Source organism: Lysinibacillus sp. FJAT-14222, assembly GCF_001278875.1.
GTDB classification, from domain to species: domain Bacteria; phylum Bacillota; class Bacilli; order Bacillales_A; family Planococcaceae; genus Lysinibacillus; species Lysinibacillus agricola.
Genome location: NZ_LIYL01000010.1, coordinates 98,438 through 120,985, shown reverse-complemented (window position 1 = coordinate 120,985; position 22,548 = coordinate 98,438). Strand labels below are relative to the sequence as shown.

The window sequence follows — 22,548 nt, the reverse complement described above, 5'->3', positions numbered from 1 at the left end:
TTTCAGTACCTAACACTCCTTATTTTTTAATAAGCACCTGTTCTCGCTAACACTACGTAAAGTGTTTTGATAACAATTTTCAAATCCATCCAAAAGGAATAATTATCAACGTATTCTAGATCATATGAAATTTTTTGTCCGTGAGAAATATTAGAGCGGCCGTTAATTTGAGCAAGCCCTGTTAATCCTGGCTTTACTTCTAAACGTCGTGCTTGTAAAGTGTTATAAGCATTTGTGATGGATGGAACTTCTGGACGTGGTCCAACAATACTCATATCTCCTTTTAAGACGTTAATGAGCTGTGGAATTTCATCAATACTTAGCTTTCGAAGAACAGCCCCAACTTTCGTGATTCGTACATCCTGTTCAGTTTTAAAGTAATAACTATCTGGAATTCCATCTGCACACATAGTAGGCATATTCACTGGAACTGCCTGTATAGTCATTGTCCGTAGCTTCCAAATAACAAAGCGTTGATGATCCAATCCAGTACGGATTTGTTTAAAGATTAAAGGGCGGCCTGTACTAAAAAGTAAAATGAGGAATACAGCTAACATAAGAGGAATAGTTATGAAAAGTAAAAGAAATGCCCCTGTAATATCAAAAATTCTCTTTCCGAACTGACTATAAAATGTGATAGTTTGAGCTGACTGCTCGTGCAATACATCATCCTTTACATTTTTTTAGCACTTAACTTTATATATTCATTTGGGACATTTATAGAACTACTTTTGAAAAAGCATTACATAATAAAATGTAAAAAAAAGATCATTATCACCATAATGTGGGATTGATTTCCGTTTCGACTGGGCGCTTTGTTTGTCGCTACGCTTTCGCACAGAGCAGAGCTTCCTGAAGGCGTCCAGCCTTTCACTCCAACCAACCTATATACATGGCATACGTTTTAACAAATGTCGCACTAACTTTTGGTAATAAGTCAAAAAGCCATGTATGAGCCGTTCTTTTTTATCCTTGTATAATTTGTACATCGCATGTAATTTGAACATTTCCTTTCAATGCCTTACTAATCATACATGTTTGTTCAGCCTTCTCAGCTAACCGATTAATTCGTTTTTGCTCTCTTTCAGATAAGTCTTTTACAACAATTCTTGGCTTATGTACGATTTTCTTATAAGTAAAAACACCATTCGTAACATCAACAAAACCTTCAGCTTGCATAGACAAATCCAACACGGCAATCTTTGAATTTTCAAGTAGCGTAGCCAGTGTAATTAAATAGCAGGTTGCCGCCGCTCCAAGCAGCATTTCATCAGGATTTGTCCCAATCCCAGGTCCATTCATTTCTCGAGGAATAGAAATTTTCGTGTTTAAATTATCCGCAACGATATTACCTGTTCCATTTCTCCCCTCCGACCATTTTAAATTCATAGTAAATAAATGTTGAACCATAATTAAATCCTCCTTTTGATTATGTAGGGATATTTATCTTCTGTAGTCAAATTTTGGTGCTTTGTAGCTAAGCGGTTACCGGGCTGGGCTACCTGATCAGTTTCTGGGGTACTTGAGCGATGTGTCCTCTCTCTCTTGACCGTTCCCATCCCCGCTCCTTCAGTTCCCCCAAGAAAAATGCCCGTACCCAACTTTGTATAAGAGAGTCGAGCATTCTTTCTAATCAGTTGTAGCAATGTTTTTTCCTGTCTCTAAATGGCAGCTTTTTTTCGTTACTGTTTGTCATTCTGCTAAACGAGCAGTTGTGCGTCAATACTGATACAAGACGGTCAAACCAAAGCAAATCCTCAACTTTCGCTGCTGCTATCTCTAACTCTACCACATTTTCAACAGAGCACTTGAAATAGACATTGCGTTTATCACGTCGTTCATTTGCCATCTCTAAAGAAGTTTCCTCTAGGAAGGTTGAAATCTCAAGTAAACGTTCATCTTCATTACTCATCAATAAAGCGAAGCGTCAGCAACAATGTTTTATCTGTGCGAAAGCGAAGCGTCAGCAACAATGTTTTATCTGTGCGAAAGCGAAGCGTCAGCAACAATGTTTTATCTGCGCGAAAGCGAAGCGTCAGCGGCAAAGCGCCTAGTTGGAACTGAAATCAACCACACGTTATTGTGATGATCCATATAAATAAGAAGCAATTCCCACAATATAAAAAAATTATCAATTCAATAATAAAACATCGAAAACTTTAAGAAAAACAGAGATACTAATTTTATGGTAGAATAGAAAAAACAATTCTTTAGGAGATTTAAAAATGATTTTAACAAAGCAACAAGCAATACAAGCACTTAAAAAGAACAAATTTATCGGTTTTACTACTACAACAGGAAATATTATTATGAAAAAAATGAATAAAACCGATTATAATATTTTTGTATTTGAAGAAGGCAAAGATAAACCATTGCGTTATGTAGGCTCCATTATGAACGTGATGGCTACAATGAGCGACAAGGCTTCAAATAAGGATTTTGTCATTGTGGAACAACTGCAAGCTCAAAATAAAGAAGAGGCTAAATCTGTAGAGAAAGATGAAGTCAAAGACGCAGCTAAGCCTGTAGAGAAAGTCGAAGTCAAAGACGCAGCTAAGCCTGTAGAGAAAGTCGAAGTCAAAGAAGGCACTAAACCTGTAAAGAACGTTGAAGTCAAAGAAGCTAAAGAAGAAAAAGCAGCTGACCTCAATGAAGAAAGACGTGCCATTGCAGGATACGAGGGCTTATATGATGTTACAGCGAGTGGTCGAATCATTACAGTGCGCGAAAATCGTCCCCTAGCTCGATGCAATGATGAATATGGTTTCCATATTGTTCGACTAACAAAAGACGGTACCGCTTCTAGTCACAATGTATTTGAACTTTGGAAACAGGCATACCCTGAACTTGAACAAACTAATTTCAAAGGTGCCTTAAAAGCGAAATATGGTACAGGCTGCAAGCTTATCGATAAACCTGGTATACACTTTTAACTATAAAAATCCTCAGCGTCGCTTCACTGACGCTGGGGATTTTATCAATTATTCCTTGGCTTAATTGCACTTCGCTTTCGCTACAATAAAACAATTTGTAACTGACGCTTTGCTTTCGCTACAATAAAACATTTTGCTGAAAGAAGTTAAACAAATAGAGGTAATAGCGCTAATTGCCATAGATGTTCAAAATTTTGCCCTTGTGATTGTAGATATTTTAACCAATTGTTTTCTTGACGATATACCTTTTTCCATTTAAACAATTGAATTATTTTTATCCTCTCTACCCTTTGAAATCCTAACTGAACAATCTCTCTACGTCTTTTTCCTTCATACCAATAAACTGAGGTACAGACGGCTCTTCCTTCCTCCTGCACTTTAGCAACGATATCAGACAGCTGATGATTATTTTCTTTAATATATGAAATATTGGATGGAAGCTTGTGTGTAAACCCTGTCACTTCTTCATAAAATATTTGATCATGTCTTAAATAAGCCATTTCGTTTTTGCTATTTCTAAAGATCCGATAGCCCTTATGATAGTTCGAAACAAAATTAGCACGCCCCTTACATGCCATCACATCCTGAATAAACACTTCATTAAAGCTTGATGTAGTTTGTCCTTGGCCATTCTCAGCGACATAAATATCAAAAATATGAACAGCTATCATGCGATTAATACCCTTCTTTAAGGAATGAAACCAATCCTTTGGATGAGCACTTTTTAAAAAATGGCGTAACTCCCCAAATCGATCTCGTTTCAATTTTACAAGTTGATGATTATTCGTTAATTGACCTTTCAATCTATCAAACAAAACCATCATCAATCTTAAAGTACGTTCCCTTTTACCTTTCGTGCTCATCATAAATTTTCTAGTAAAATCAACATGTGTATACCACTCAAACTTGTATGGCTCATAACCACTACCTAAATCATAGAAACGATAGTTCGAGGCATGTGCCTTGAGCATATTTTCTCGCTCAATTAAACGACCAGGTCCAAAAATATTGAAATCAGGTTCATGTCCCATCGCCTGACAAAAATTCCGATCTCTACAGCAAATATCGATGGTAAAACCAATCCAATCCCCTTCAAACTGGAGACTATCTACTTCTACTCGTAACGCCTTACTTTTCTCCCTTGCCAAACGCTCAAAGAAGCGACGCGTTTGTTGTTCTGTAAACCCACTTTTATCGATCTTCTTCTGCCATCTTCTCGCAAACAAGTCAAACATGCCAGATAGCCTTTCACACTGTACTTCTTGAAAGGTTACTTGTCCAAGCGCCTTTAACTTTTTTTCACGCCGTTGAATCTTTTTAAACTTTTTTCTATGCTTCTGAAGAAAATCTTCAAGTTTTATAGATTGAAAATCAATATAGGGAGTGACAGTTCGGAAAATAGAATGAGGTACCTGATGTTCTATTGCATATTTTTCTAATATTTGAGATGTGTTTTTACTTTCTAATAAGCCATGTAACGCTATAATAAAACGTTTATATTTCCGAGAAAACTCTTTTAGTAAATATTCAATTGTGGGTTCCTTCCATTGCTTCTCTGCAATGACTTCCATATAAGTAGCAAACCCTTGTCCTAAAAAAACAAAATGATGTATATCACCAAATCGTACACAACGAACAAATGGGAAAAATGCTACTGCCATACCTTTATGTTCGACTATGTAAATCTCGACATTGTCATTAACTCCTAACGTCGTCCACCATGTCGAAACCCATTCAAATTCAACGAACGGATTATCATTTTTTTCACGTTCAAGTATCTCAGACCAAGTACTTTTATAGGACTCCAACTCTTCAATCGTTGTTACGAGTCTATAAGATAGCACGTGCTTAATCACTCCTTTTTATGTTCATAAAAAATTATTAATTTAACGGTTCATTACCATAATGTGAGGTTGATTTCCATTCCGACTGGGTGCATTCAAGGAGTCGCTCAGCCTCCATCCATATATACATGGCATACGTTTTAACAAACGTCATACCTAACTTTTGGTGATGACCCAATTTAACACTTAATATCCAATATATTCATATCAATTAACTTTTAGAACTCTTTATTTAGTAACCTGAGAATCAATCAAAAAACCTAAATCCAGTAAAATACTGAACTTAGGTCTTATTTTTATACCTCTAGCAAGGTCGATGCTTCCTTATTAGCTGCATTTGCCATATGCGTTGTGGCAATATAGCTTAATGTCATACCAGGTCCTAATGTTGCGCCTGGTCCAGGATATGTTTCGCCCATAATAGAAGCTGAGCAATTCCCCGATGCATACAATCCTTCAATTGCCGTACCATCTGCCCTTACAACACGAGCATGCTCATCCACCACTAAGCCACCCTTAGTCCCGATATCTCCCGGATATAAACGTAGTGCATAAAATGGAGCATTCTTCAGCTCAGCAAGGTTCGGATTCTTCAATGTAGGATCTCCATAATAATTATCATAGGCACTATCCCCTCGAAGGAAATCTTCATCACGACCATTACGAGCAAAAGCATTGAACCGCTCTACAGTTTCCACTAAATTTTCTGGCGGAACATTCATTTGCCATGCAAGCTCTTCAATTGTTTGTGCACTTTTCACTATACCATTGTCAAACCAACTTTTTTGGAAAGCTTGTCCTGGGAATAATCCTGTGAAAATATAGCGACTCTTTGCCGTCGCATCAATTAATATCCAAGAAGGTATAGCATGATTTGTTTCTTGATGGTGCATATGCATATTGTCTACAAATTCATGATATGGTGCCGCTTCGTTTAAATAACGTTTTCCTGCACTATCCACAACCATCATATTAGGAACTCCTCGGTCTGCAACAAGGAAGAAAGGTTGTCCTTGTGGATCAATGATTGAAGGTGCTCCCCATACTTTATCCATTAAATCTAGTGCCGCCCCTATTTTTACACCCGGATCGATAATGTCACCCGTTTGTCCTTCTGGTGTAGAAGTCCATTTTGCGTTTGTTGGTGCTGGCAAATATTTTTCACGATATGCTTGATTATGAGAAAAACCACCTGAAGAAAGGACTACCCCACGCTTCGCCTCAATACGCATCTCTTGCCCATCTCGCTCAACTACGATACCAGTCACCCGATTATTTTCAACGATAAAATCTTTAAATGCAGTCGAGATCCACAGCTCCCCATTTACTTCAACAAGTGACATTCGTAAACGAGCAATTAATGCTTCCCCTAATGCAACAGGTAGACTTCCTGTGATTTTCGACTTCACCATTCGCATACCTAATTTTAGCGCAGTCGTTTTTCCTTTTGTCGTACGTCTAACCATATTTACCTTATGAAATTCATAGCTATTCATCGTAAAGCCTTTAGTAGACACTGTCGAACGACGCATCGTGGTTGCTAATGACCCCATTTTCTTCAAATCAAAAATAATCGGCTCAATCGATCGTCCTTGTGATAAGCCACCTGGTTTTTCAGGATAATAATCTGAATAACCTTTAGCATATTGGAAACGCATATGCCTAGTATGATTATTTAAAAACCTTAACATTTCTGGTCCTCGTGTAATATAAGCTTCCTTTAAAGCCTCTGGCACGCGATCACCAATGGTTGAATCTAAGTATAAACGCGCTAGTTTATGTGTATCTGGAACACCTTCACCCTTAATCACATGATTATTTGGGATCCATAGTGCACCACCAGACAAGGCAGATGCCCCACCATAACGATCTGTCTTTTCAATGACTAATGATTTCATGCCCTGTAGCTTTGCTGTCAGACCTGCTGTTAATCCCGCTGCCCCCGAACCTACTACTACCACATCATAACTCGCATCCCATTTCATACTTACATTCCTCACCTTCATTAGTAGTTACTAAATCAATGAATCTGGTATTACTACTGAAAAGTATAGAATTAAACTAATATTCAGTCAATTTTATCCTATTATAACTTGTAGTTGATTTCCGTTCCGACTTGGGCGCTATTCCAGTAGGGTGTCTGATTTCTTCTAAAACTACGGGTATCATATTCATTTCTACTTAGCATATATTTTTTAAAACGGCTTAAAGTATATAGAGGGTGGAGGAATTTTGCAGTTGAGTGCAATGATACTTGGTGGATTTCTTTTTTTCAGTGTTAGCATCGGAGGAGCTATTGCTTGGATATTCTCTAAGCTATTTCAGCATACAACCCAAGGATTATCATTATTATGTGGTGGATTTTTAGTTGGCTTACTTGTACTGGACATTATTCCTTCTTCTTTTCAACTATACAAATCATTTGGTCTTATACTTGGAATTCTTATTGGCTACTTAATTTTTCAAATACTCAATAGTTTATTTCACACTTCCCATTCACAAAACCCCTCTGTATCACTGCTCGCAATTGCTATAATTATCCACACCATTCCAATTAGTCTCACAGTCGGAAATTTGTTAGGGAACGCTGCATTAAGTATTACAATTACAGCATCAATTATTCTACATCATCTACCAGAAGGCTTTGCACTGTCAACAGCATTACTATCACAAGGCGAAAGGCTCTGGAGACTGTTTCTTTATTTCATAGCATTTTCAATTTTCTTTAGTATTTTTATACAAATTGGACAATATTGGGATTTAACAGAAAAGGCACAAGGGGTACTAATGGGCATATCGATTGGGTTAATCGCAACCGCCAGTATTTCAGAATTTATTTTGCATCATATTCGTTCAGTAACACGAAAATCCTTTTTAACCTATATTTTACTAGGTTATTTATTAAGTTATGTGTTTCACATGCTAATCGAATAAAAAAGCAATCCACACTATCTGGTGGATTGCTTCTTTTTTATTACTCTTCGTCATCAAGTAACACTAATGTTAGTGTTAAAATTTTAGAGAACTCTGCACGTGTAAGATTACCTTTTGGATTAAATTGACCTTTCACTCCATCAATCACACCTAATTGCTTTAATAATCCGATATCTTCAACAGTTTCTTGACGCATTTTATTTTTGTCTGTAAATGGGTTATTTTTGCTAACTTTACTTACATCATAATCCATTCCTTCTAGATATCTTGCTGTTACAAATGCCATTTCCTCACGTGTAGCAGGTTTATTTGGCTCAAAATTAACACCATCAAAAATATCGATTAAGCCATACTCTTCTAAAATCGCTACTTCTTTTGCACCTGGGAATTTTGCCAAATCTTTATATGTAGCAGGACCTTCATAATCTTCATTCACATCTAATCCAGAAGCACGGAAAATCATAGAAGCTAATTGTCCGCGTGTTACTTGTCCGTTTGGATTAAATGTTGTAGCAGATGTACCATTTATAATGTCAAATTGATAAAGTACTTGGATATAGCTCTCAGCCCAGTGTCCGATAGAATCTGTGAAGTAACCACCTGGTTTTAAGTCAAAACTTTTTTCTGGGATCATTGTTGTAATTATAGTATTTAATTCTTTATTATCTAGTAGTCTCCATTTTCCACCAATTAAAACTTCTCCTTTAAATGAATTTCCAGATGGAGTAAATTTTATTTGCATAGCGTTACCGTACAACTCTTTAAATTCTTTTTGTTCCTGTGCACTCAATTTAGGATCTATGGAGAACTTTGCCGTGATACTATTTTTTGTTGTTACAACACCATGTTCATCAATAGCTAAATCTGAGATTAGTAGTCTTTTATAGAGATCTTGGTAGGTCATTGATTGCACCTGTATAGTCGCTGCAACTGCCTGTTTTGGATGGATAATGCTAGCAACCTCTACTTCTTGCGCATTTACATGTGTATTTACTTGTGCATTTGCTTGTAACCCAAAACCTCCTGTAAAACATGCAACACTAAGTGCGCCAGCTAAAATTGTTTTTTTCATTATTCTTGCCCCTTTCAATTCATAAATTCAGTGTACTAAAACAAGTGTTAGTAAATCTATAAAAATATGTAAATTATTCAAAATTATAAGAAAGCCCTATTTTTTATACGATAAAAAATTACTAAAAATTCAAGTAAATCCAGAAAATAAATTAGGTATATTTTACAATAAATCTAACGAAATGTATCATTATCTCTCACTTTGAGTAAATATCCTTTCTCAATATGTTTATTTATTCATTTTATTTATGTAGGAAAAATAGCAAACTCTATTCTTTCTTTAGTAGGTATAAAGTTTCGTGTCGGACAGCAGATAGCACAATTCGAAATAATGCTGCCTACAAATAAAATGTCACTCTATCGAGTGGCGTTTTTTATTTTATTGTTATACTTTTCGGAAAATTAATTCAGCGTACAACTCTTTATATCATTATAATAACTGAGTCTTTCATTTGATTTTTCGATACTGAAAGAAGTAGTATGGAGTTGTAATAAGGGACTTATAACATCCCCAAACCATTATATTAATGTAATAATTCCAAAGGAGGAATTCATGATGAATTATCAAAATATTACGGTTGCAGGTAGCGGCGTTTTAGGTAGTCAAATTGCTTATCAATCAGCTTTCAAAGGATTTAATGTTACGGTATACGATATTAATGATGAAGCATTAAAAAATGCACAAGATCGTATCTCAAAATTAAAACCATTATACCAACAAGATTTAGGTGCGACTCAAGAAGAAGTTGATGCTGCATATGCACGTCTATCTTTTAATAGTGATTTAGCGGAAGCGGTTACAAATGCTGATCTTGTGATCGAGGCGATTCCCGAAGTCGTAAAAATCAAAACTGAATTTTACACAAACCTTGGCAAAGCTGCCCCTGCTAAAACAATCTTTGCTACAAACTCATCCACTTTATTACCAAGCCAATTTGCAGAAGCAACTGGTCGTCCAGAGAAATTCTTAGCGCTTCACTTTGCAAATACGATTTGGAAAAACAACACAGCTGAAATTATGAAACACCCAGGCACTGATATGAAAGTGTTCGATGAAGTCGTAGAATTTGCACGTGCAATCGGCATGGTTCCACTACCATTATATAAAGAACAACCAGGCTATATTTTGAACTCATTACTAGTTCCATTTTTAGATGCTGCTGAATCACTATTAGTAAAAGAAGTAGCAGACCCAGAAACAATCGATAAAACATGGATGATCGGAACAGGAGCACCACTAGGTCCATTCGCCATTCTTGACATTGTCGGCATTAATACTGCATTCAACATTGTAGAAGCGAAAGCCGTTGCTACTGGTGAAGAAAACTTTAAAAAATTAGCCAACCTCTTAAAAACAGAGTATATCGATAAAGGCAAACTAGGTCGCGCAACAGGCGAAGGCTTCTATAAATATCCAAACCCAAACTTCGCAAAGCCTGATTTCCTAAAAGGCTAATCAATCAATAAAACGATGCACATAGCAAAGATGCTATGTGCATCGTTTTTTATTTTTTCAAGATGTCGACATAGGTTGTAATTCGAAGTGATCGGGTTGTAGCTCAAACCGCTCGGGTATGCTGAAAAGGTGATCGGGTGGCTACTCGATACGCTCGGGTTTACCCAAAATATAATCAGGTTTGCCAAGAACTTGATTAGGTTTCCAACTCGAGCCACATAGGGATACAGTTCACGAGAAAAAATCCCAAAAACTAGGTGCATCTTGAAACTTTACTGTCGTGAGTTTTTCTATAATTTTCAGTTTAATTTCTTGCTCCAAATCTTCCCTTTCTTGATAATCTGTAATGTGTAAACATTGTTTAATTTTAGGTATGAAATTCTCTATAATTGTTAGAGTCTCTTCGTTGTGTTGTTTTTCAAAATTCGCCATATAAATCCCCTTTCTTTCTGAGTGTATTATTGAGCTTATTTAAAGCTTTCCTGTGAAGATTTGATATATTCTGTGGTGTTGTTTGTAATGTTTGAGCTATTTCTTTTATAGAAAGATCTTTTACATAAATCATCTCTAAAATTTGGAGCTGTTTAACTGTTAGTTTTTGCAAGGACTTCAAAAGCTGATCATCTTCAATATTGTCCAATAAACCTTCACCAACTATATTATTAAGTTCATTTTCATTGCTTACATCTTCTATTAGCTCTTTTGCGGTCGTGCCACCTTCTTCTGATAAGCCCTTATCTAATATTAATAAAATGCGATTTTGCACCCTTCTTCTTTTTTTATCAAAATCTAAGCTAAAGAAGTAAATTAAATTACTGACGTATTTTATTTTCCTAACATTTATATAGTGAGTTTGAAAAGATTCATCAACAAGTTTCTTATTTATATCAGTTGGATATAAGATAGCTTTTTGTACCAAATAAAGATTTTCGGAATCCGACAAAAAGCTTTTAATAATTGGATTGTTAACCTGCTTATTATTTTTGTAAAAGAACTCCTCAATTTTTTGGTTATCATTGCCCATTTAATAATCCCTCCTATATATCCGCCTTCTTTCTAAATAAAGTGAATGTAGTATCTATATTATAAACCGAAATAGGAACAAACGTTCTTAAAAAGATAAAAAAATCAACTTTTATACGAAAAAGGTGATTTAATCCAACTATTTCAAATATCTAAAATAGCTTTTATTTTTTCTGGCTGATAACCAATAATTCTCTCTTCTTTATTGTCAGTTACTAATACAGTAAATGGGATAGCGCTAATTTCATATTGCTTAAATTCCTTCAATACATGCTCATCATTAATATCCTCTTTAACCTAACACATTATTGACATCCATCGCTTGAATATACCGTTATAGCATACTTCATCTTAAAGACCTCTTTTTTTTCTATAAAGAGGACTCAAACATTAGAAATGAAGCCATCACAAAATAATATTTTAAGGTTGATTTTATACAGGAAAGATTCTCTTTACATATTACAGTTTAAATTTTGGTGATATAGCCAAGCAGTAAGGCAAAGGTCTGCAACACCTTTATCCTCGGTTCGAATCCGAGTATCATCTTACACTACTAATTTGGAGTAAGAAGGAGGGTTATTTACATTATGACGCCAGAAAATGTTCCAATGTGGATAAGCTTGATAGGAAATTTTGGGTTCCCAATTGCCATAACAGTCTATCTGTTCGTTCGATTTGAAAGGAAAATAGATAAATTAGAAGCTGTCATTATGGAATTATCTGAAGTTATAAAGTCTCTTAATTACAAAAAAGGAGGATGATCCACTTGGAAATTGAAAAATTGATGGCTTGTTACTGTAAAGCGAGAGAAGTTCAATCATTTTATACAAATTGTTTAACGAATGACAGTCTTTCTCCAAAAGAACGCTATTTACTAATAAATCTTATTAAAAATGCCAGTCTTTCTTCTAATTTATTGAGGGGATATTGTCAGATTCAAGCTAACGAAATATGACCTATTTAGAAGTCCCCTCCAAATTGAGGGGGTTTTATTATATTAAATCTCCTTGTGACTCGGATGTAATTTATTACTAAAAAGTTTATCTCTTTCTCTCATTTAATGTATGATTATATTAAAAATGGGAGGGGAAATTTATGATAGCCTACAAGAGAATTGCTGTACTATATTTTCTTATTATGTTCCTTAGCATTTTTATTGCTACACAGATGAACAGTATATTGACTGGCGTGTTGGTTCTTGCTTTTTTATATTGGTTGTTTATTGGGCTTCCTTATTTATTACAAAAAAAGGTGAAGTTTTTCGAGATATGTTGGAGTTGGTTAACAAAAGGTGGAAGAATAGGTCCTAAAAATTAAAAATCTAGCCGCTAAATTAACCGAATATTGCAACTGAACATTCGTGAAAACATTCTATTCTGAAGTGCCCTGAAAATGTTAGACCTTTACTAACATTTTCAAGGTATTTTTTTCATTCCTCACTTAGTCTTCCCTTTCTGTTTTCTAGTCTATTACGCTAGAAGAGTATGCGTAGTTTATTTAATTTCCTTTGATTTTAAAATATAATAAATTATTAAAAATACTGCTGCTATAACTAAGCAAAAAATACTTGCTATTTTTTCATTTTGAATTTCAATAGGAAAATTTAATCCTGTCCAAAGCGTCCCAAAACCAGTTACACAAAATACTATAAATAAAATTAATACAAAATTTTTCAAATGTCTCCACTCCCGCCTTCCTATTTTAACTTTTAGACTACATTTAATTAAAAAAATTGACATAATCACACCATTTTACAATTCCACAAAACGTTATTCAACCAAATTCATCCAGTATCTTTCTTTGAAGTTATAGGACATCTATGCGTCAAACAACTGACAGGGTGTCATAAAGAGCAGACATCTAAAACTTACCAAAGTTCCCGATAATTTAGATAATATTAGGGCAAGAGAACTGTGGGATGACCGTCCCTCATTGACCAAAATATATGAAAATCGTATTATAAACGTAATCAAAACCATGAAGCTTAAATACTTTATCACATTATTTTTTCAAGCATACTATACATCAATAAAAGGATCGATTGGAGGCGATTATGATCAGCAACAATAAAAAAATTGCATCGATCAATATTGTGCTGGCAATTTTACTTGTTCTAGGTATCACCTATAATTACTTTTACAATCATTCACCAATTCAGATTGAACTCTTAGGCAACTTAGGATTTTGGCTAGCATTCCCATTATCTATAATTAATATAGTAATAAGTTTGAAGCTACTTAAAAATAAAACGGGTGGCGTTAGTAGCTACGTCACTTTTATGATTGCTGTGATGATTTTAATCATTGCTTTATTTTCACTATTTCATTGGGGCTCGTCATAAAAAACAAAAAACTGCACCTCCAATTGTTAGATGGTGTGTCTAACAATTGGGGGCGCAGTTCAAGGCTAAAAAGCTATTGGAGTTTTTTCATTAAAGAAACAAAACCATATAATCCTCATCAAAATATTCCTGACCTATTTTCAATGCCCTCTTCTCCGCTCCAAAAACTTCAAACCCTAAAGAAGAATAAAGCCTTTTTGCTGAAGCATTCGTTGATACAACCGTTAAAGTAAGTTGTTCCACTCCCTTTAACTCCCTCGCCTTATTAATTGCTTCGACCATTAAACGCTTACCAATGCCAAACCCTCGCTTTTTCGGAGAAACGTAAACAGCAAAGATGCTCGCTTTATGCTTTAACTTAAGCTTATTTTCCTGAACTAACGTCGCAACGCCCACTAATTCTTCATGATCAAATACACCTAACGTGTAAGAACCCTGCGATTCAAATCTGTTGGCAAACATCTCAATCGGATAATCCTTTTCCTCCTCCAAGCTAGAACCAAATGCCTCAGGATTATTTTGTAATCCTTCTAATCTTAAATTCCGATATGCTTCAGCATCTGCAGCTGTTAAAAGTCTACTATTCATTCGTTTCCCTCCTACAATACTTTTCATTTTTATCGACAATTACCAATAGAGTTTTATGTACTTTCACAAGATAGTTCCCTAAAATGGAAATAACAGCACAAAGGAGAATGTTTAAATATGAAATCTAACAGTATGGCGAATCATTTTCATACATAGTAAACGAAACGAGTGCAATGCAAAAGTTGGTGAAAGATATTGAGGAGGATATAGCTGGACATATCGTCTTTCCAGACCCCCTCGCCCACTACCCTAACCTTATTCAATCCATTCAGCTACTTGCCATCCATGAAAAGCATCATTTTAGAATAATGGAGGAGCAATAATTCCCTCAAAGGATTTTTAATATAGATTATTTAACAATATTACCCATAAAAAAACCCCCTTTATTAGAGTATTTTCCAACTCATCTAATAAAGGGGAGTAAAGGCATTTGTAGAAAATCTATTCTTTACTATAATAAAATAATGCTTGAAAAATTTGAGTAACTATAAATATATTAAAGCTCACAAATAATGCAAAGGTTACAGAATCTTTAAATGCAACGAGATCATTATTCGCAAAAATAGCGATACTTAAATGAATAATTAAGTAAAGATAAGATAAGCTCAATGATGTTTTTAATCTTTCAATAATAAAATTATCTAATAGCACTTCTTTTTTTAAAAAACTTTTCTTTTTAGCAGTAGTTAAGGTTTCTTTAATTAAAAAAGAGAAAGCAACTAGAACCGCTATTGAAAAAATAACCCCATTAAAAGTTTCTCCATTGGTAACATAATTATAGGCCACAAAAGTAAAAACGAATACAAGCAATAAACTAAACAAAAGTTTCAGGAATTTTGGAACTCTTACTAAACCCACTAAGTAACACTCCCTTCCTCAATGTAAAAAACTTCTTTTATATCTTTTTCAAGTGCAATGCTAATTGCATAAGCAACAACAATTGAAGGTGCATATAAAAGCCTTTAAATGGGTCAAAGTTTTTTTCCTTTATCTTTGGCAATTTACATAGTAGGAACAATCACTCGGCTATTTTGTTAGTCATTTAAAATACTAAATCTAATCAAGGATCTGAACTTTGTTTTGGTATTATTCTACTCAATTATTGTTTAATAAATATTCAAACGCCAAATGTTATCCATAACGTTTGGCGTTTTTCTAATTCAAGTTAAAAATACTGAATTCTAATGTAGTTAGTTATTTCAACATTAGCTAAAGGTTTCTTCAAATTTAAATAAACTGTTACAAAAATTTTTCTTGAATCGTTTGAATCAATTTATTAGCATTCTCTTCACTAATTGAGAACATCGTTTGCCTAAAGTTAAACCCCTGTCCACATATATCTTTCATTTCAGAAGCTGATAATGGGCGTTTTAATCTGAAAAATTCATTTAAAGGTGTATATGTCTCTGCACTAGAATATCCATTATAGTCTTTCTTCTTGTATACCCCTGTTCCTTTACCATATCCTACAATCCCTGTACCACTTTTATAAAGGAATACAATATCTCCTTTTTGTATCTTTTCTATTTTTTCTTGCCATCCCTTATGATAAGCTGCTGCTTTCTTTTCATCTAACATTTCATTTGTTGTAAGTGAATTATTGCTGTGATTAGTATTTAAAACGTAAGCGCTACTCTCATATTCTAAATAACTTTCAATAGGAGAATACATATTAAATTCTATATAATGTTCACCATTAATCTCAAATATCCAGTATACAATTGCATCAATATTCAATCCGTTCTTCTTCCAATATATAATCGCTTCAACAGTTTGCTGATCTAATCCATTCGTCATAACAAGGAAATGTTGCTTATTATTAAACATATCTTGTGTTATTTGATTACTAGTATCTTTATTAAAATACTGTTTATGCGCTTCAATTAACGGTATATTACTTTGGCTATAAGTTAAGTATTTTTCATTTAATTCATCGTAGCCACTGTTTCCGAATAATTGACCATATCGTAAAACTTGTAACAAATTCTCTTGATTAGAACCCCATCTTTTCAATTCAAATATGTACAAATCACCATCTTTATCAACTGCTAAAATATCTGGTTCTTCTTGTCTTGGACGTTCATTAAATATTGTCATTAAATCTTTGCTAGAAATAAAATCTTGTAAATGCTTAGATACTAGCTTTTCCAAATCCTTCTCTTTCCAGCCAATAAAATCTAGGCTTACCCTTTTAACTTTTTCATAATCTAATGATGACTTATTTAATTTATATAACATTTGAATCACTCCCTTTAACGAGTTTAAAAGCTCTTATTTAGTTTGTAAGAATAAAATCTTTGAAGTATATTTATTGATGTTGAATACATTATTTCATCTATTGTAAGTATTTTCAATAAATATAAAAACGAACCTGTAATTATTCTCTACAAATTCGCTTAATTCATTCTTACCATAAACACCAGGTCGATTAATGTTATTCAATTGGGCATTTGATAAACCTAAAAAATTAAAATAGTAATTTGAGAACTATTGCTGAAAGTACTTTCTTGGAGGTAATCCAATGAATGAAGTAGATTTTTTGGGTTGGAAAATTCGTTTTAAAGATGGATTAAGAGCTGTAAAAGATAACGATGCAAAAGAAATAATTATTATTGAAGGTATTCTAGAACTAAATGCAATGATTCGCATTGATGAACATGGTGAACTTCAAATTAAACCTACATGGGATACTGTTGTTTTAGTAAATCCAAACGATAATATTATTACTTTTCGCCATGCTAATAAAGTTTTTACAAATGAAGAATAGTGATCGTAATTTTTGTCAGCTATTCCTTGTCACATCCCGGATAGCCCGTCAAAATGAAAAGGGCCTTTGACCGCTTACCCGGGTGTGAAAGGGAAAAAGATTTTTCGCACAAATTACTTTATTGCTTAGCTACCTTCAATTTTAGAAAACTCTTCTAACCACTCCGTCATTCTACTCTTAGCATAATCCTGTTCAAATTCGTACCAATGATTTTCGATACCTAGTTCATTAATTTTTTCCTTAAAAAATCGAAAAGGCTTATTTCCGTTCAGTACGTTGGTTAAATGAATCGTAATCGAATCTGGTTGCTTTTTAGCAAAGCTAACCATGACATCATACATTTCAGACGATGACACGGTTGGAATCATCACTAAATCCGCTGCCACTTCCTCATCATCCCAATCAATCTCAGGCTCGCCAGTTAAAGCTTCTGGCGCATCCAAAAGAACTTCACCCGTTCGACGGTTTAACACATACGACATTTCATCATTAAATCCATCTAAAAATGCCTCCGCAAGTTCATCTAGTAGTTTCAATTTCCTCACCTCATATAAGTGCTACACGCACAAATTCACACTTAATATTACAAAAAATTCCCGCAACCATCAATCGTGGCTACGGGTTTTGTATAAAATCATACGGCGTTTGGTGCTATAGAATGCTTAAGTTCAGTCGAAAACTGCAAGAAAAAAAGAACCGAAAAGATTCGATTCATTCATATATTCCTATACTTAACTCCCTACAAAATGATTCTATAGTGTCACGCTCTTCTTTTGGCAATGCTTCGTACTCAACCAGATATTGTGCGGAAAGATCTTCTAGCTCCTTATAGCTGACTTCTCTTGTCAGGACGATTCCATTGACCTCATTAGCCCACTGGTTTGCAGCCGCAATATCCGTAAACGCAAAGGCCTGTTCTTCATCGTCTGTAAATGTAAGAGGATCTGTTTTCTCCTGGTAATAGCGATTATCTACTTGCACTACGTAATATCTAATTGAATTCATTATACACCTCCCCAATTCATGATTTTAATTATTTCTTTTTCACAAAAGATCATCCTTCATCAATTCTAAGTTGAGTAGAAGGAGTGCTGTATGGCCGCTGCCATCGATTAACGGATGAAACCCATGTAACATCGCACGGAATCGTATGACTAGGTCAGTTCAAAGCATACTCATCTTATAAAAAGTCTGAGATTTCTAGAGTAGCATTCGTAAAAACTTTTCAAAATTCACGCCTGCCTCACGTGGAATTTGCTCCTTTGACGTAGCTTCAATCGAAGTGGCTAAAAACGTCTCGGCAAGCTTCATCGACTCAACTAAATCCTGCTCGCGCATCATGCCCCCCATAATGACGGATGCAAACAAATCACCTGTGCCTGAATAGCTCTCGCCGTTGTATTCTCGGATGCTAGAAAATGAACGATGTGCATCGACATACATATTGCCTACATAACGCTTGTTCTCATCTGCTGGCGGCGGATTTAAACCGGTTATAATAACGTTCGCACCAGTTTCCTGCTGTAGCTGATGGCCCGCTTCCTCTAACGCCTGAAGATAATCCAAATCGTCTTGATAGCTCTGTAGCTTCTCATATGACAAACCTGTAAGCAAGCAGCATTCTGTAATATTAGGTGTAATAATGTCTGCACACTTCACTAGCGCTTTCATACGATCAAGCAGCTCGCCTGTATACATTTTATACACCTCGCCCAAATCGCCCATTACCGGATCGACAAGCAGCTTCGTTTTACTTGAGTGAAACACGTTTAAAAATCGAAAAATGTTATCAATTTGCTCTTTCCCTGTCACAAAGCCTGTGTGTATGCCATCAAAGGTCGCACCAAGCTTGCTCCACTCATCCACAAAGTAATCCATCTTTGACGTTAAATCCTCACAATAAAAACTCGGATACCCTGTTTGCGCCGTTAAAATTGCAGTTGGTAGTGGCACCGCCTGAACACCCATCACTGACAGCACAGGCACCGCAGCCGTTAACGAGCACTTCCCAAAGGATGACATATCTTGAATTACAGCAACTTTTTTCATCATACTCTCCACCTAACACTGCTTGTATTCTCTTCATCGTATCATAATTAGAAAGATGCGAAAACGTGCATATTTATAAAAAACTAAACTGACCTTTAATATTTTTATCAAATTGGCACTTTTACGATAGTCAGTCCTTTGCTAAAGTTAAAATTATCGAAAAATTCATCATAGTGAGGACATGCAAATGCAAAATATACAAGGTCAATCCTATACAAAATCGCGCACGAAAACATTTGATTTGGTGATTACGTCCATTTTAGCAGCACTTGTTTTCGTCGCCACAATGTTTATTAATATTAGGCTACCATTTGGGCAAGGTGGACTTATTCACTTAGGGACATCCATGCTTTTAATCACGTCGATTTTATTCGGTCCTAAAAAAGGAGCACTTGCCGGAGCAATCGGAATGGGCTTATTCGATATCGTAGGTGGCTGGTTAATTTGGGCGCCAACGACAATTATTTCCCGCGCATTACAAGGCGCCATCGTTGGTAAAATCGCTTGGTCTAAAGGACATAGAGGCGACGACATCCGACTAAACATTTTAGCAGCCGTTGTTGCTATGCCCGTGATGATGGGGGTTTACTATATCGGGCAAGCGATTATGTTCAAAAGCTGGGTTGCCCCGATGGCATCCATTCCCGGAGACTTAATCCAAAACGTTGTCGGATTAATCATCGCAATTCCAGTATGTATCGTGATGAAAAAAACACCGTACTTTAAAAAGAATTTTTAATACTACCCCATAAACACACCATCTTGCTGTTTTACCGATAGCATAGATGGTGTGTTTTTTTGTTGGTGCTACTCTCCCATAACTGCTTATACATATAAAAGTGCATTGGTACCCCACTTTCACGAAAGTCATTCGAAATGACCTTTCAATCTTTTCTTATAGATCATCACTTTTTCCGAATGAATAATTTTTCAATAATGTAAGCTTTTTTTCATACTATATGGTGGAGGTGAAAAAATGCCAAGAGTAAAATATATAGATTCTGACATTGGCTTAGTGGCAAGGATGATGAGAGCGGAAGCAGAAGGTGAAGGAAATCAAGGAATGCTATATGTTGGCAATGTCATTGTGAATCGTCTTGTAGCGGAATGTCCCGACTTTAAAGATTTAAGAACAATTAATGATGTCATTTATCAGGTACAGGGAGGAAATTATTCTTTTGAAGCTGTTCAAAAAGGGAATATGTTTTACCAAAGAGCGCGACCTAATGAAAAAAGATTAGCAAAACTGACGCTGGATTATTGGAGACAACATCCAGCGAAATTCGCACTTTGGTATTTCAATCCATATGCCCCATGTCCTCCAACATGGTACGGTCAACCTTTTACTGGTCAATTTAAAAATCATTGCTTCTATGAGCCAGCGCCTGATACATGTGAAAGTGTTTATCAAGGATAGGTAGCCAGGTGCTACGAAGACACTTTTTTAATTGCAGGACTAATAGACAACACTATTCTTTCAATGTGACTCTCGAAGATACTGTAATAGTTATAGGTTGAAAAATTGATATAATCTCATGAGATAAAGAGGGAACTTCCCTGGATAGCAGGTGTTCCCTTTAAAAAGGCATATACGTTTCGTCAGGGTAATTCTCAAACGCCTATGCTATCATGTACCGGCTTGTTTAGTGCACCTGAGTATAAACCCATTAGTTCTGCAATCACTAGCTCTGTTGTTTGAATGTCCCAATCAATTATGCCCCGGCATAATTAGAGGTGGGAGTCTTCTTTAACTTACGTTACAAAAAACATTTTTGCTGAATGAAGATAAATGCAAAGAAAAACGTCCATTTATAAAAACCACACATTTAACTGTCCTAAAGACACGGAAATGTGTGGTCTAGTTATTTACTTTTCTTCAAATAAATCCATTGGCATGTTTTTCATAAATTCTCTCACTTCTTGAATACCAGGGAGTTCACTTTCTACAAGTTCCACCCCTAACACTTTTGCTAGTGGCTGAAGCATCGGCCTTACCTCTTTAGAGACAAATATTTTACTTGGTCTTACCTCAAAGCTTTGTAAATATGCCCATAGAATGCTTTGTGCAATAGGTGGCGTTTTAGGCATAGGGAACAGTTCGTGTTCAATAACCAAATTGCTTCCTCGTTCAACAAGCATACCAACAATCGGATAAACAGTGCGGTTCGTTAGTTCCGTTTCTACGCCAAAAGGCATGTAAAATACATCATACTCTAGTTGTAGCGCGCTTTTAGGCTTTTTCTTATATTGTGCTTTTTCAAACATAGAAATTTCCTCGTAGCACTCATACGTTGGCTTTGATTTATTTATTTGCAAAATATAGATTTCCTGTAACTCACCATCCATTTGCACTTTAAACGTTGGATATTGATGTGCAGCTACCTGCGGATATTCCCAGCCAGCCTTCCGAGCTTCTATAATATTAATCATCTTACTTACAGCATCAATTAAAAACTCTACCTCTAGATAGTTTGGTGTTTCAGGATGTGTTCCCTCCTGATAGCTACGGAATTGAATCCAGTTCTTCTTCCCTCTATACGACAACCCACAATCTTTAATTAGCTGATAATCTGCTGGATCTAACTCTTCTCTATCAACAAAATTCACTGTTAAAGCATTTAAACCATAGGAGAAATCGCTCGATAAATTTTTCTCATAAAGAATCTTTGTTAAGCTATCATAGCCATGTTCCATATCAAAAATCATTAATCCGAACTCTTCACCACCAGCTCCCATAACAGAAACAAGTGCTTTGTATTCTGCTTCTTCGCAGTCAATTACAACGACTTCATCATCCCTTAAATATTGCCATGGCTTCAATTTTTTGAGCTCATTAGCAAGCTCCAATAAAGAAAGATAATCTGGCTCTATGCTTTCTAGAAGATCTAAAAAACTATCTACATCTTCACTCTCCAGTATCCGTTCATTAATTTCTTCCAAATTAATCTCGTTTAATTTACCTGTATGAATATTGCCTGCTCCCGCAATACATAAAGGTGTTTCAGAGTTCATCGGTAAATCCACATAGTTCTCTAATCGAACGGTTAATGGTTCACTCATATCAATAACTTGTGCAACGGCTTCATCACCAGGTTTTAGAAACCACTCAGCGAGGAACTCCTCTTCTGTATCAAAATCCGTGTCATTGTCAGGTATAAAATATATTTTTTCTTTAGATACTCGTCCATCTTTTTTAACAATTTCAAAATCAGAATAGCCCGAAACATCCAAATCAAAGCCTAGTAGTATAACTTCATCTAGCAAAGAAAAACTACTTTTCTCTGGTAACAAAAACTTTCGATAAATTTCCGGTTTTTTCTTACTTTCTATATGCAACTGTATCATTGTTCAACCTCCTTCTTCTATTTGTTAAAGCGATGCTAATGAAGCTACAGCTTGATCTACTTTCAGACATCAATCACCACCGCTTGCTCCATCTATTCATTGAATATTTCAACTTTGTAGCTATCCCCCAAGTGAACCACTCTCTATTCACTTTACTAACAACTTCTCCATTCTGCAACACTTCAAACTCTCCATAC

At 35.4% G+C, this 22,548-nt stretch carries 28 protein-coding genes, 1 tRNA gene and 1 pseudogene; 13 read left to right on the top strand and 17 right to left on the bottom strand.

The features are described 5' to 3' along the window. Positions 1-26: 26 nt before the first annotated feature. From AN161_RS04435 to AN161_RS28120, 3 genes are all read right to left on the bottom strand, one after another. On the bottom strand, positions 27-662 hold the full coding sequence (locus AN161_RS04435; protein ID WP_053593174.1) for a sugar transferase: 636 nt from the start codon (positions 660-662) through the stop codon (positions 27-29). A gap of 304 nt (positions 663-966) precedes the next feature. Then, a complete protein-coding gene (locus tag AN161_RS04430; RefSeq protein ID WP_053593173.1) occupies positions 967-1,410 on the bottom strand; it encodes an SACOL1771 family peroxiredoxin in 444 nt (147 codons plus the stop codon). A 223-nt stretch (positions 1,411-1,633) separates the two neighbouring features. Further along, complete coding sequence (locus AN161_RS28120) at positions 1,634-1,915, bottom strand: hypothetical protein (protein WP_198926837.1); 282 nt, start codon at positions 1,913-1,915, stop codon at positions 1,634-1,636. Between the two features lie 21 nt (positions 1,916-1,936). On the opposite strand from AN161_RS28120, the gene AN161_RS29420 reads away from it, so the two are divergent. After that, entirely contained in the window at positions 1,937-2,086 is a 150-nt protein-coding gene (locus AN161_RS29420; RefSeq protein ID WP_158002968.1) for a hypothetical protein, read from the top strand. 139 nt (positions 2,087-2,225) lie between these two features. Further along, on the top strand, positions 2,226-2,933 hold the full coding sequence (locus AN161_RS04420) for an NUMOD4 domain-containing protein (RefSeq protein WP_053593171.1): 708 nt from the start codon (positions 2,226-2,228) through the stop codon (positions 2,931-2,933). A gap of 146 nt (positions 2,934-3,079) precedes the next feature. Here the strand turns inward: AN161_RS04420 and AN161_RS04415 are convergent, their stop codons facing one another. After that, positions 3,080-4,777, bottom strand: a complete 1,698-nt coding sequence (locus AN161_RS04415) for a GNAT family N-acetyltransferase (RefSeq protein ID WP_075807172.1) — start codon at positions 4,775-4,777, stop codon at positions 3,080-3,082. A gap of 296 nt (positions 4,778-5,073) precedes the next feature. After that, positions 5,074-6,762 (bottom strand): FAD-dependent oxidoreductase, encoded by a 1,689-nt coding sequence (locus tag AN161_RS04410; protein WP_053593170.1) that lies wholly within the window; start codon positions 6,760-6,762, stop codon positions 5,074-5,076. Positions 6,763-7,024: 262 nt separating this feature from the next. On the opposite strand from AN161_RS04410, the gene AN161_RS04405 reads away from it, so the two are divergent. After that, positions 7,025-7,711: a zinc transporter family protein gene (locus tag AN161_RS04405; RefSeq protein WP_241774508.1), complete on the top strand. Its 687-nt coding sequence runs from the start codon at positions 7,025-7,027 to the stop codon at positions 7,709-7,711. Between the two features lie 40 nt (positions 7,712-7,751). Here the strand turns inward: AN161_RS04405 and AN161_RS04400 are convergent, their stop codons facing one another. After that, on the bottom strand, positions 7,752-8,783 hold the full coding sequence (locus AN161_RS04400) for an S-layer homology domain-containing protein (RefSeq protein ID WP_053593168.1): 1,032 nt from the start codon (positions 8,781-8,783) through the stop codon (positions 7,752-7,754). A 555-nt stretch (positions 8,784-9,338) separates the two neighbouring features. On the opposite strand from AN161_RS04400, the gene AN161_RS04395 reads away from it, so the two are divergent. Next, positions 9,339-10,238 carry a 3-hydroxyacyl-CoA dehydrogenase gene (locus AN161_RS04395; RefSeq protein ID WP_053593167.1) on the top strand — a complete coding sequence of 300 codons (900 nt, stop codon included), beginning with the start codon at positions 9,339-9,341 and terminating at the stop codon, positions 10,236-10,238. A gap of 231 nt (positions 10,239-10,469) precedes the next feature. On the opposite strand, the gene AN161_RS04390 is transcribed toward AN161_RS04395, so the two are convergent. The 3 genes from AN161_RS04390 to AN161_RS30940 all read right to left on the bottom strand — a co-directional run bounded on the left by AN161_RS04390 (position 10,470) and on the right by AN161_RS30940 (position 11,528). Next, on the bottom strand, positions 10,470-10,670 hold the full coding sequence (locus tag AN161_RS04390; RefSeq protein WP_053593166.1) for a hypothetical protein: 201 nt from the start codon (positions 10,668-10,670) through the stop codon (positions 10,470-10,472). Further along, positions 10,657-11,262 carry a sigma-70 family RNA polymerase sigma factor gene (locus AN161_RS04385; RefSeq protein ID WP_053593165.1) on the bottom strand — a complete coding sequence of 202 codons (606 nt, stop codon included), beginning with the start codon at positions 11,260-11,262 and terminating at the stop codon, positions 10,657-10,659. Before AN161_RS04385 ends, AN161_RS04390 begins: the two co-directional genes overlap by 14 nt. A gap of 143 nt (positions 11,263-11,405) precedes the next feature. Continuing rightward, positions 11,406-11,528, bottom strand: a complete 123-nt coding sequence (locus tag AN161_RS30940) for a hypothetical protein (RefSeq protein ID WP_277815922.1) — start codon at positions 11,526-11,528, stop codon at positions 11,406-11,408. 208 nt (positions 11,529-11,736) lie between these two features. Here AN161_RS30940 and AN161_RS04380 point away from each other — a divergent pair. The 4 genes from AN161_RS04380 (at position 11,737) to AN161_RS04370 (ending at position 12,578) form a co-directional block, all read left to right on the top strand. Then, positions 11,737-11,807 (top strand) — tRNA-Cys (locus AN161_RS04380). 41 nt (positions 11,808-11,848) lie between these two features. Beyond that, a complete protein-coding gene (locus AN161_RS27330; RefSeq protein ID WP_075807171.1) occupies positions 11,849-12,022 on the top strand; it encodes a YvrJ family protein in 174 nt (57 codons plus the stop codon). Positions 12,023-12,027: 5 nt separating this feature from the next. After that, positions 12,028-12,216, top strand: a complete 189-nt coding sequence (locus tag AN161_RS04375) for a hypothetical protein (protein ID WP_053593164.1) — start codon at positions 12,028-12,030, stop codon at positions 12,214-12,216. 140 nt (positions 12,217-12,356) lie between these two features. Beyond that, on the top strand, positions 12,357-12,578 hold the full coding sequence (locus AN161_RS04370) for a hypothetical protein (protein ID WP_053593163.1): 222 nt from the start codon (positions 12,357-12,359) through the stop codon (positions 12,576-12,578). Positions 12,579-12,754: 176 nt separating this feature from the next. Here the strand turns inward: AN161_RS04370 and AN161_RS04365 are convergent, their stop codons facing one another. Further along, positions 12,755-12,937 carry a hypothetical protein gene (locus AN161_RS04365; RefSeq protein WP_053593162.1) on the bottom strand — a complete coding sequence of 61 codons (183 nt, stop codon included), beginning with the start codon at positions 12,935-12,937 and terminating at the stop codon, positions 12,755-12,757. Between the two features lie 377 nt (positions 12,938-13,314). On the opposite strand from AN161_RS04365, the gene AN161_RS04360 reads away from it, so the two are divergent. After that, positions 13,315-13,602 carry a hypothetical protein gene (locus AN161_RS04360; protein ID WP_241774500.1) on the top strand — a complete coding sequence of 96 codons (288 nt, stop codon included), beginning with the start codon at positions 13,315-13,317 and terminating at the stop codon, positions 13,600-13,602. Between the two features lie 90 nt (positions 13,603-13,692). On the opposite strand, the gene AN161_RS04355 is transcribed toward AN161_RS04360, so the two are convergent. Further along, positions 13,693-14,190 carry a GNAT family N-acetyltransferase gene (locus AN161_RS04355; protein WP_053593161.1) on the bottom strand — a complete coding sequence of 166 codons (498 nt, stop codon included), beginning with the start codon at positions 14,188-14,190 and terminating at the stop codon, positions 13,693-13,695. Between the two features lie 158 nt (positions 14,191-14,348). Here AN161_RS04355 and AN161_RS28530 point away from each other — a divergent pair. After that, positions 14,349-14,513 (top strand): annotated as a pseudogene (locus AN161_RS28530) (DinB family protein); the annotation flags it as partial. A 118-nt stretch (positions 14,514-14,631) separates the two neighbouring features. Here the strand turns inward: AN161_RS28530 and AN161_RS04350 are convergent. Together AN161_RS04350 and AN161_RS04345 are read right to left on the bottom strand one after the other, a co-directional pair. After that, on the bottom strand, positions 14,632-15,048 hold the full coding sequence (locus AN161_RS04350; RefSeq protein ID WP_053593160.1) for a hypothetical protein: 417 nt from the start codon (positions 15,046-15,048) through the stop codon (positions 14,632-14,634). Positions 15,049-15,429: 381 nt separating this feature from the next. Continuing rightward, positions 15,430-16,428: a hypothetical protein gene (locus AN161_RS04345; RefSeq protein WP_053593159.1), complete on the bottom strand. Its 999-nt coding sequence runs from the start codon at positions 16,426-16,428 to the stop codon at positions 15,430-15,432. Positions 16,429-16,711: 283 nt separating this feature from the next. Between AN161_RS04345 and AN161_RS04340 the strand changes: the two genes are divergently transcribed. After that, positions 16,712-16,957: a hypothetical protein gene (locus AN161_RS04340; protein ID WP_053593158.1), complete on the top strand. Its 246-nt coding sequence runs from the start codon at positions 16,712-16,714 to the stop codon at positions 16,955-16,957. Between the two features lie 125 nt (positions 16,958-17,082). Here AN161_RS04340 and AN161_RS04335 read toward each other — a convergent pair whose 3' ends face one another. The 3 genes from AN161_RS04335 to AN161_RS04325 form a co-directional block, all read right to left on the bottom strand. Further along, positions 17,083-17,493, bottom strand: coding sequence for a UPF0158 family protein (locus AN161_RS04335; RefSeq protein ID WP_053593157.1), 411 nt, complete (start codon positions 17,491-17,493; stop codon positions 17,083-17,085). 175 nt (positions 17,494-17,668) lie between these two features. After that, a complete protein-coding gene (locus tag AN161_RS04330) occupies positions 17,669-17,962 on the bottom strand; it encodes a hypothetical protein (RefSeq protein ID WP_053593156.1) in 294 nt (97 codons plus the stop codon). A gap of 195 nt (positions 17,963-18,157) precedes the next feature. After that, positions 18,158-19,006, bottom strand: a complete 849-nt coding sequence (locus tag AN161_RS04325) for a pyridoxamine kinase (RefSeq protein WP_053593155.1) — start codon at positions 19,004-19,006, stop codon at positions 18,158-18,160. A gap of 187 nt (positions 19,007-19,193) precedes the next feature. On the opposite strand from AN161_RS04325, the gene AN161_RS04320 reads away from it, so the two are divergent. Next, complete coding sequence (locus AN161_RS04320; protein ID WP_053593154.1) at positions 19,194-19,745, top strand: ECF transporter S component; 552 nt, start codon at positions 19,194-19,196, stop codon at positions 19,743-19,745. Between the two features lie 237 nt (positions 19,746-19,982). After that, entirely contained in the window at positions 19,983-20,423 is a 441-nt protein-coding gene (locus tag AN161_RS04315) for a cell wall hydrolase (protein WP_053593153.1), read from the top strand. 449 nt (positions 20,424-20,872) lie between these two features. On the opposite strand, the gene AN161_RS04310 is transcribed toward AN161_RS04315, so the two are convergent. Further along, the gene (locus tag AN161_RS04310; RefSeq protein WP_053593152.1) at positions 20,873-22,351 is read right to left on the bottom strand and encodes a hypothetical protein; all 1,479 of its coding nucleotides are present in this window, start codon (positions 22,349-22,351) and stop codon (positions 20,873-20,875) included. Between the last annotated feature and the right edge of the window lie 197 nt (positions 22,352-22,548).

Coding starts and splice junctions, on each gene's coding strand:
- AN161_RS04430 (WP_053593173.1), bottom strand. CDS start 1,410: ATGGTTCAACATTTATTTACTATGAATTTAAAATGGTCGGAGGGGAGA.
- AN161_RS29420 (WP_158002968.1), top strand. CDS start 1,937: ATGTTTTATCTGTGCGAAAGCGAAGCGTCAGCAACAATGTTTTATCTG.
- AN161_RS04420 (WP_053593171.1), top strand. CDS start 2,226: ATGATTTTAACAAAGCAACAAGCAATACAAGCACTTAAAAAGAACAAA.
- AN161_RS04410 (WP_053593170.1), bottom strand. CDS start 6,762: ATGAAATGGGATGCGAGTTATGATGTGGTAGTAGTAGGTTCGGGGGCA.
- AN161_RS04405 (WP_241774508.1), top strand. CDS start 7,025: ATGATACTTGGTGGATTTCTTTTTTTCAGTGTTAGCATCGGAGGAGCT.
- AN161_RS04400 (WP_053593168.1), bottom strand. CDS start 8,783: ATGAAAAAAACAATTTTAGCTGGCGCACTTAGTGTTGCATGTTTTACA.
- AN161_RS04395 (WP_053593167.1), top strand. CDS start 9,339: ATGAATTATCAAAATATTACGGTTGCAGGTAGCGGCGTTTTAGGTAGT.
- AN161_RS04390 (WP_053593166.1), bottom strand. CDS start 10,670: ATGGCGAATTTTGAAAAACAACACAACGAAGAGACTCTAACAATTATA.
- AN161_RS04385 (WP_053593165.1), bottom strand. CDS start 11,262: ATGGGCAATGATAACCAAAAAATTGAGGAGTTCTTTTACAAAAATAAT.
- AN161_RS27330 (WP_075807171.1), top strand. CDS start 11,849: ATGACGCCAGAAAATGTTCCAATGTGGATAAGCTTGATAGGAAATTTT.
- AN161_RS04370 (WP_053593163.1), top strand. CDS start 12,357: ATGATAGCCTACAAGAGAATTGCTGTACTATATTTTCTTATTATGTTC.
- AN161_RS04360 (WP_241774500.1), top strand. CDS start 13,315: ATGATCAGCAACAATAAAAAAATTGCATCGATCAATATTGTGCTGGCA.
- AN161_RS04355 (WP_053593161.1), bottom strand. CDS start 14,190: ATGAATAGTAGACTTTTAACAGCTGCAGATGCTGAAGCATATCGGAAT.
- AN161_RS04345 (WP_053593159.1), bottom strand. CDS start 16,428: ATGTTATATAAATTAAATAAGTCATCATTAGATTATGAAAAAGTTAAA.
- AN161_RS04340 (WP_053593158.1), top strand. CDS start 16,712: ATGAATGAAGTAGATTTTTTGGGTTGGAAAATTCGTTTTAAAGATGGA.
- AN161_RS04330 (WP_053593156.1), bottom strand. CDS start 17,962: ATGAATTCAATTAGATATTACGTAGTGCAAGTAGATAATCGCTATTAC.
- AN161_RS04325 (WP_053593155.1), bottom strand. CDS start 19,006: ATGAAAAAAGTTGCTGTAATTCAAGATATGTCATCCTTTGGGAAGTGC.
- AN161_RS04320 (WP_053593154.1), top strand. CDS start 19,194: ATGCAAAATATACAAGGTCAATCCTATACAAAATCGCGCACGAAAACA.
- AN161_RS04315 (WP_053593153.1), top strand. CDS start 19,983: ATGCCAAGAGTAAAATATATAGATTCTGACATTGGCTTAGTGGCAAGG.
- AN161_RS04310 (WP_053593152.1), bottom strand. CDS start 22,351: ATGATACAGTTGCATATAGAAAGTAAGAAAAAACCGGAAATTTATCGA.